Genomic DNA, 8,243 nt, shown 5'->3' with positions numbered 1-8,243 from the left:
ATAAGAGTATTGATTGCTCAATAGTTTGTTACTTTTGAATTAAACGTTGACGCTTGTATTGTGTTCAGTTTTCAAAGAACTTTTTAATCAGCTGTTCATCAGCGACTTTTATAATATATCATCTTTAAAAGTCTATGTCAACACCTTTTAAAAAGTGTTTCATTTTTCGAGGTGCTGCAACAGCGACCTACTTAATATACCAAGTTTAAGGTTTACCGTCAACCTATTTTTTTCTAGAATATTTTACTATATCATCCTAGTTATTACACATCTCGACAAATACTAATCATAAAAGATAGGACAAAATAAAAAAAGATACCAGACTTTTAAATCTGGTATCCCTTTATTTATTTTAAACTAAGAAGATAAAATATAAGATAAAGACAATGAATAAACCGTACATAATAGGGTGGATTTCTTTTGTTCTTCCTTTAACTATCATAGTGATAGGGTAAAAGATAAATCCAATTGCAATACCAGTTGCAATACTTGAAGTTAAAGGCATTGTCAGGATTGTTAAGAATGCCGGAACAGCAATCTCGAACTTTTTCCATTCAATATCGCCTAATGTTGCAACCATTAAAACTCCAACAATAATTAAAGCTGGTGATGTAACAGCTGGTGTTACAATACCTAATAATGGAGAGAAGAATAATGCTAGTAAGAAAAATAATGCTGTTACAACTGAAGCAAATCCTGATCTTGCACCAGCAGCAACACCTGCTGTTGATTCAACGTAAGAAGTTGTTGAAGAAGTTCCTAAGATTGCTCCAATTACTGTACCAGTAGAATCTGATACTAACGCTCTTCCTGCACGAGGAAGTTTATTATTTTTCATGATACCCGCTTGGTTCGCTACCCCTACTAATGTTCCAGCTGTATCAAAGAAGTCAACGAACATTAATGTAAGAATAACAATCAGCATGTCCATTGTAAAAATATCTCCGAAGTTAGCAAATGCTGCTCCGAATGTAGGAGCTAGACTTGGTACAGAGCTAACAACTTTATCTGGTACCTCAATTAAATTAACAATCATTCCAACAATAGCTGTGATTACCATACCGATAAATACAGCTCCGTTTACTTTACGAACCATTAATATTACTGTAATAACAAGACCAAAAATAGTTAATAAAGTGTTTCCGTTTGATAGATCACCCAACGCTACTAGAGTAGCTGGATCTGCAATTACAATCCCTGCGTTTTTAAATCCTATAAATGTTATAAATAATCCAATCCCCGCTCCAACTGCGAGCTTTAGGTTTTGTGGGATAGCATCGATAATCTTTTCACGGATGCGTGTTAACGTTAGGAGAACCAAAAAGATTCCTGATACTAATACACCCGTTAAAGCAGTTTGCCATGGGATTCCCATTCCCAATACAACTGAATAAGCGAAGAATGCGTTTAGTCCCATACCAGGAGCTAAAGCAACAGGGTATTTTGCAACAACCCCCATAATAAGTGTACCAATCGCAGCTGCAAGTGCTGTTGCAACAAATACTGCGTTAGCATCCATTCTTAACTCTGACGGTAAATCGGGTACATCACTTAATGATAAAATTGATGGGTTAACGAATAAGATATAAGCCATGGATAAAAACGTTGTTAGTCCACCAATGATTTCTCGTTTGTAAGTAGTTCCAAGCTCATCGAATTGAAAATACTTTTTCATAAATAGATTCCCTCTCCCTTTGATCCATATCGTCGTACTTAAGAGCTTCGATTTGATAATAAGCGCATAAAAGCGCCTCAGATTAATATCTGAAGCGCTTGACATCAAGGATAACGATAGAAAAGGAGAATCATAGTTAATTGACACTCTTCATTATCAGTTATACCTCGTAGTCAAGCTAATTTACGGTAGCCTGGTAGAAACTTTTGGGCCATATCCCCAAGATTATACGACGTATTTCAACAAAATCTGATTTCGATTTTATTATATGACAATGTACCTAGAGAGTCAACCTAAAAACGAACATTAATTTAAATTTATTTTATATCGTTCGTGTATTATTCCCACTCAATTGTTGCTGGTGGCTTGCTTGTAATATCATACACAACTCTGTTTACATGATTTACTTCATTTACGATTCTTGTCGAAATGACTTCGAGAACGTCCCATGGGATACGAGCCCAGTCTGATGTCATTCCATCAATTGAAGTCACTGCACGAATACCAATTGTGTAATCATAAGTTCTTGCATCACCCATTACACCAACACTTCGGATATCAGGAAGGACAGTAAAGTATTGCCAAATTTCACGCTCTAACCCTGCTTTTCGGATCTCTTCACGTAAGATGTAATCTGATTCACGAACAATCTCCAGTTTTTCATCTGATATTTCGCCTAAAACACGAATACCTAATCCAGGTCCTGGGAATGGTTGGCGCCATACGATTTCATCTGGAATACCAAGTTCCGTTCCAAGTGCACGTACTTCATCTTTAAATAAAGTATTAAGTGGTTCGATTAATTTGAACTGCATGTCTTCTGGTAATCCACCAACATTATGATGTGATTTGATTGTTTGTGCAGTAGCAGTTCCACTTTCAATAATGTCTGTGTAAAGAGTACCTTGTGCTAGGAAGTCGATCCCTTCTAGCTTTGCAGCTTCATCATCAAATACATAGATAAACTCATTACCAATGATTTTACGTTTTTGCTCTGGGTCGCTTACACCTTTTAGTTTATTTAAGAAGCGATCCTTTGCATCGATTTTAATGACATTCATATGGAAGCCTTCACTAAAAGTCTTCATTACACTTTCGGCCTCTCCCTTACGAAGCAAGCCATGATCAACAAACATACATGTTAATTGGTCGCCTATTGCTTTATGAATTAAAACAGCGACAACTGAAGAATCTACACCACCACTAAGTGCGCAAAGAACTTTCTTATCGCCCACTGTTTGACGGATTTTCTCCATTTCAATTTCAATGAAGTTTTCCATTGACCAGCTTTCTGAACATCCACAAGTTCCGAAAACAAAGTTTTTAAGAAGATCATTTCCGTACACTGAATGGCGTACCTCTGGATGGAACTGAACACCATATAATTTACGTGCTTCATCACTCATCGCTGAAATTGGGCAAGATGGGCTAACTGCATCAACTGTAAAGCCTTCTGGCGTTTCAACTACTAAATCCCCATGGCTCATCCATACTACTTGATCATTTGGGAGATTTGTAAAAAGCGCTGATTCATTTTGAACAGTAATTGTTGCTTTTCCGTACTCGCGATTATGTGCTTTTTCTACACGGCCGCCGAAGTGTTGTGTCATAAGTTGCATTCCGTAGCAGATTCCTAACACAGGAATACCTAAATCAAAAATTTTCTCATCGCATCTGAATGAGTTTTCATCATACACACTATTCGGTCCACCAGATAAGATAATTCCCTTTGGTTGCATTGCTTTAATTTCTTCAACTGTCAAAGTGTGAGGATGGAGTTCACTATAAACACCAAATTCACGGATTCTGCGAGTAATTAATTGATTGTATTGACTACCGAAATCTAAAACAACGATCATTTCTTGAACGTTATCCACAAAATCACCTCATTATATTTTGTAATATACCCACCAGATATTATGCATATCAAATTCGCCTTGGCGAATTTGCGCCAAGATTTTTTAGGCCCACACGGAGTGGGTCACAAAGACGTTGCCACAGGAAGTGGCGCCTTTAGTCTTTGATCCTAAGTTCGAAAACTTACCTTTGAAAATCGTATGTCTCCGCCGGAGGCTTTTTTTACCTTTATTTAGTATGGTACTGAGTAAAGGTAAAAAAAAAGAATTCCACCTAATAAAAAGGCAGAATTCTAGGTCACGTACCCTATAGAATAGCTGCCTTCATAGTCAGACCATTTACGGTGGCCCGGTAGAAACTTTCGATCCATATTATCGAGGATATACGAAGGATACTTCTATTAAAAATTGTGGTTTAATTCTACCAACCAGGTACTTATTGGTCAAGATGATATCTTTTTAATTAAATTTTCCCATAATTCAACTGATTTTACCCACTCAACAGCAGCATTGTCTTTGCGGTATAGGGCACGTTCATAGTTTAATGTTAATTGTTCCATTTCATGTCCTTTATAAAACTTATCAACTTGAACAGAGTATTCCCTTAATGTTTGCCCTTCTCTTCTCGGGAAGCCTACTCGTGACAATTGTTTTAGCAAGGCATTATAGGCTTTAAAATATGTCTCTTCATCTTTCGCATTTTTGTATAACCAGATATAAAGATATGGAATCCATTTTTTTCGAGTACGAAATACAAGATACCCCATCAAGGAGATGCTTAATAGGAACATCAGAACATATTTCCATGAGAAAGTGTCTACTATCGTTTCAAAGATGCTCGTTTCATTCTCTTCTGACGTTGGTGTAGCAATAGTTTCTTCAACCTCTTCTTCTTCAGGGACTACCTCTGGTGCAGTTTGTGGCGTTTGGCTGTTTGCATTACCTGTCATTGATAAATCATAAGAAAATAAATTTGAGTTACTAAATCCTTTTGTTGGCTCAAATGGAACCCATCCAAATTCCGGAAAATATACCTCAACCCAGGAGTGTGCATTATTGTTTGTGATTTCATATGAATTTAATTCTACTCGCTGCCCTTCTGTATAGCCTTTTACCCATCTTGCCGGTATGTCCACTGCACGTAATAGGACAACCATTGAAGTTGAAAAGTTATCACAATAGCCTATTTTTGTATCAAACAAGAACTGATCGACATAGTCCTCATCCGCTGTTGGAATGGCCACATTTTGCGTATCATATGCAAAGCCATTGACTTGAAAATAGCCCTCGACTGCCTTTACTTTATCGTATCGATTCGTCTGTGAGCTCGTGATTTCTACTGCAAGTTCTTTTACACGTTCAGGGAGGTCAACAGGTAATTGAGTATATCTTTCTTTAAAATTGTTATCCTGCTCAAGGCCACCTGACTGTACGACCTCTTTTAAATGGTTAATATAGTATTTCGGATACTGATAATTTAGCTTATACTTATCCAATTTGACTTCATCTTCGCCTCTTAAAGTCGAAATTTTTTCGGATAGTGGGTTAACGCTAAAATAGATATCCGGGTCTGTCTCAACTGAAGTTAACCCTAATGGATACACGATATGGGAATACTTTAGATCCATTTGAATCTCCGTTTCGAATTCCTCAACCTCTGTTTTTGGCTCATACCAATTCAACACGGTATTTTCAACATTAAAGGTTTCCCTATCAGCTGAACCAGATAATTTCCAACCCTTCCCTGTGTAGGTATCCTTAGATTCAACTCGCCAATAATGGCGTTTTTCTGTCTCTGCAGTGAACACAACTGTATCATCCGCGATAAATGGCCCACCTAGACTTTGATCATTGGTTCCATATCCGATTTTCTTTATCCCATTGATGGAGCCGTTCGTATTTTCTTGCCCATATCCCTTTAAAAATGGAACCGGGTCTGGCCATTGAGGAGATGCTTTCGGTGAAACATAACCAATAAATGTTGAAAATAAAATAAATAGGACTAATGGTATTGCCCATTTTTTCCCGATGTTTACATGTTTAGAAAGCTCTTTATCCTTTAAACGCTCAAATTGTAAAATCCCAAGCATAAAAAATCCAATAAAGACCGTTCGAATAATAGCTGCTTTTGCATCATATGGGCTAAATGTATCAATCACTGTGATATAAACGATAGTTAATACGAAAAACAGCAGTATTCTTTTTTGATGAGTAAACCAATAATGTAGCAAATAACTCATTAACCAAAGTAAAATGAAAAAAAGAATCGTCCGAAAGATCGGCGTCATCCCTAACCAATTCGCTTGGAACATAAGCCCAATGTTCTTCATAAAATCACTAATAAATATACCTAACCATGTTGAATCTAAAAAATCATATTTAAAATACAAAGAATGAATCATATAGAAAATAAGGAATATTTTAATCAATGCACTAAACACAAAAGGCACCCGCAGAAATAATAATAGAAAGCTGACACCAATGAAAATGACAAACCCTGCAGTTTCCTTTGTATCTGTCACCGTTTCAAGTGGCCTCAACCATTCCCAAAGTAAGAGAAAACCAAATATATTTAACAATAGGTTTCGAACATCTCGTTTTGCTGGAATTTTAGGCTTCATGATTTCCTCCCTCCTGAATCAAATGCGCCTTGGCGTATTTGCGCCCAGATTTTTTGGCCCACACAAGGTGGGTCACAAAGACGTTGCCACAGGACGAGGCGTACTTAGTCTTTGATCTTATGATCGTGAAATTTCCTTTGAAAATCTGTGGCATTCACCGGAGGCTTAACTATATTCAGCCAAGATTTGAATCTCTACAAAATTGAAAATTTCATTTCATTTATCCCCACCTATTGAAGTTTCGAATTTTGCTGAATAGAGTTAAATACTTCGGTAAAATGTCCTTCATAGACGACTTTTGTAAATACATGATGCTTTCTGATTGCTTCGAGGACACCAAATTCAGCCTGCGTCAGCTGTATTCCTCTTTCTTTGACCACAAAAAGCTGTAAGTCAGCGTTTCGCATCGAAAACCTGCCTACTAAATGAATCGTATCCTGACTTAATTCACTTGTGACCACCATGAAAGTTACAGGCTGGTAATTTTTTTTGATTTCTGATTCCACAATTTGCGAAAATGATAGCGGACTATTGTCTTTTACTTTCGCAAGGTGGTGATAAATTGCTTGTTGCTGGGATTCTCCACTTTTTAACGGGAAGATAGCTTGGTCTTCCCCAATCGAGATAAATGAAACCTGTGCCCCTTTTCTTAATATCGCTTTCGTTAGTGAGGCTGTAAAGGATACAATCTGTTCAAAATGGGCTGATTCTGATCGATCCATGAATAAAACAACATCATGACTTTGCTGCTGCTCAAATTCTTTCGTCATAATTCCATTTCGTCTAGCCGAAGCCTTCCAATCAATCCATGAGAATCGGTCACCAGGGATATATTCCCGCACACCGATTGCAATTGCTGTATCCCGCTGTAATCTTACGTTTGAGGAAGTCATACCCTGTTCAAAGCGACTTTCCTGTTGTCGGTAAAGCATATCTACGTACTGTGGATATACTAAAAACTGGTCACGTACCGGCATATTGGCTTCTTTTTCAATAAGTCCGAATAAATCTCCTGTCTTAATTCGGATTCCCTCTAAGAGATGCTCCCCCCGCGGGACTGAGCTAAACTTGTATTTGTAAGTTAACTCCCGCTTAAACCAAGGGAACAGGATCACCTTTGATTGTTTCGATTCTTCATATTTTTTCAATTGAGGTGGAAGAAGCTCCTCAATAATTAGATACATAAGTGGGAAAGGAATTTTTCTCCGAATCAAGATTGTTGCTTCAAATTCCTCTCCTGCTACATACTCACCCTTTCTGATGTGACGTTCCAGTTTAAAATCTTTAATAGGATAGATTGATAGAACAAAAGAATACAATCCAAATGGGATAAAACTATAAAATAGAAACCAGCTTACGAACCCACCTTGAAACATCGCATATACAAATGTAGCTACAATCAGAAGAAAAATATTGACGAGTTTCCCCATTTCTTTAAGTTTTCGAAATAGTCTCCTCATTAACGATTCAACGACCTTTGTACTGGAATTGGTGTTCTTTCAATGATTTTCGATACTACTTTTTCAGTTGTCATTCCTTCAAATCTTGCTTCTGATTTTAATATGATTCGATGTGGAAGAACATATAACGCAAGATATTGAATATCATCCGGTATCACAAAATCCCTACCGTGTATCAAAGCATAGGCCTGAGATGCCCGCATTAATGCAATCGACCCACGCGGACTAGCTCCTAAATAAACGGAACTATGCTCTCTCGTTCGACTTACTAAATCTACAATATATTCTTTAATTGTTTGGTCAACATAAACTTCTTTTGCTTCATTTTGAAGAGAAATTAGTTCTTCAAGTGTAATTACCGCTTCGAGTTTTTCAATTGGCTTGGACTTTTCCGCTCGATTCAATACCTCAATTTCCTCATTAACAGATGGATACCCCATTTTCATTTTTAATAGAAAACGATCGAGCTGTGCTTCTGGCAGTGGGTATGTTCCTTCATATTCAATTGGGTTTTGGGTTGCCATAACAAAGAAAGGCTTAGGTAACATACGGGTTATGAACTGACCTAGCCAAATGAGACATATATAAAACACCTATCCATATTAAATTTAACACTTTTTCATTAATTTGA

At 37.1% G+C, this 8,243-nt stretch carries 4 protein-coding genes, 2 pseudogenes and 2 riboswitches; all 6 genes and pseudogenes read right to left on the bottom strand.

The genetic code is table 11. From position 1 onward, the window contains the following. Positions 1–352 precede the first annotated feature (352 nt). Positions 353–1,675 carry an NCS2 family permease gene (locus tag ACR65M_RS25715; RefSeq protein ID WP_440274817.1) on the bottom strand — a complete coding sequence of 441 codons (1,323 nt, stop codon included), beginning with the start codon at positions 1,673–1,675 and terminating at the stop codon, positions 353–355. A 150-nt stretch (positions 1,676–1,825) separates the two neighbouring features. Beyond that, positions 1,826–1,928: riboswitch (purine riboswitch) on the bottom strand. Positions 1,929–2,013: 85 nt separating this feature from the next. After that, entirely contained in the window at positions 2,014–3,534 is a 1,521-nt protein-coding gene (gene guaA / locus ACR65M_RS25710) for a glutamine-hydrolyzing GMP synthase (RefSeq protein WP_341333468.1), read from the bottom strand. A gap of 304 nt (positions 3,535–3,838) precedes the next feature. Then, a riboswitch (purine riboswitch) is annotated at positions 3,839–3,940 on the bottom strand. Positions 3,941–3,974: 34 nt separating this feature from the next. Continuing rightward, entirely contained in the window at positions 3,975–4,298 is a 324-nt protein-coding gene (locus ACR65M_RS25705) for a DUF4129 domain-containing protein (protein WP_440274818.1), read from the bottom strand. Between the two features lie 240 nt (positions 4,299–4,538). Beyond that, positions 4,539–6,152, bottom strand: a pseudogene (locus tag ACR65M_RS25700) (transglutaminase TgpA family protein); the annotation flags it as partial. Between the two features lie 230 nt (positions 6,153–6,382). After that, a complete protein-coding gene (locus ACR65M_RS25695) occupies positions 6,383–7,612 on the bottom strand; it encodes a DUF58 domain-containing protein (protein WP_341329749.1) in 1,230 nt (409 codons plus the stop codon). Continuing rightward, positions 7,612–8,169 (bottom strand): annotated as a pseudogene (locus tag ACR65M_RS25690) (AAA family ATPase); the annotation flags it as partial. The pseudogene ACR65M_RS25690 and the gene ACR65M_RS25695, both read right to left, overlap by 1 nt. Positions 8,170–8,243: the final 74 nt, after the last annotated feature.

The organism is Ferdinandcohnia sp. SAFN-114, assembly GCF_059415045.1.
The sequence above is the reverse complement of the archived record's forward strand: the minus strand, read 5'-3'. Positions and strand labels throughout refer to the sequence as shown.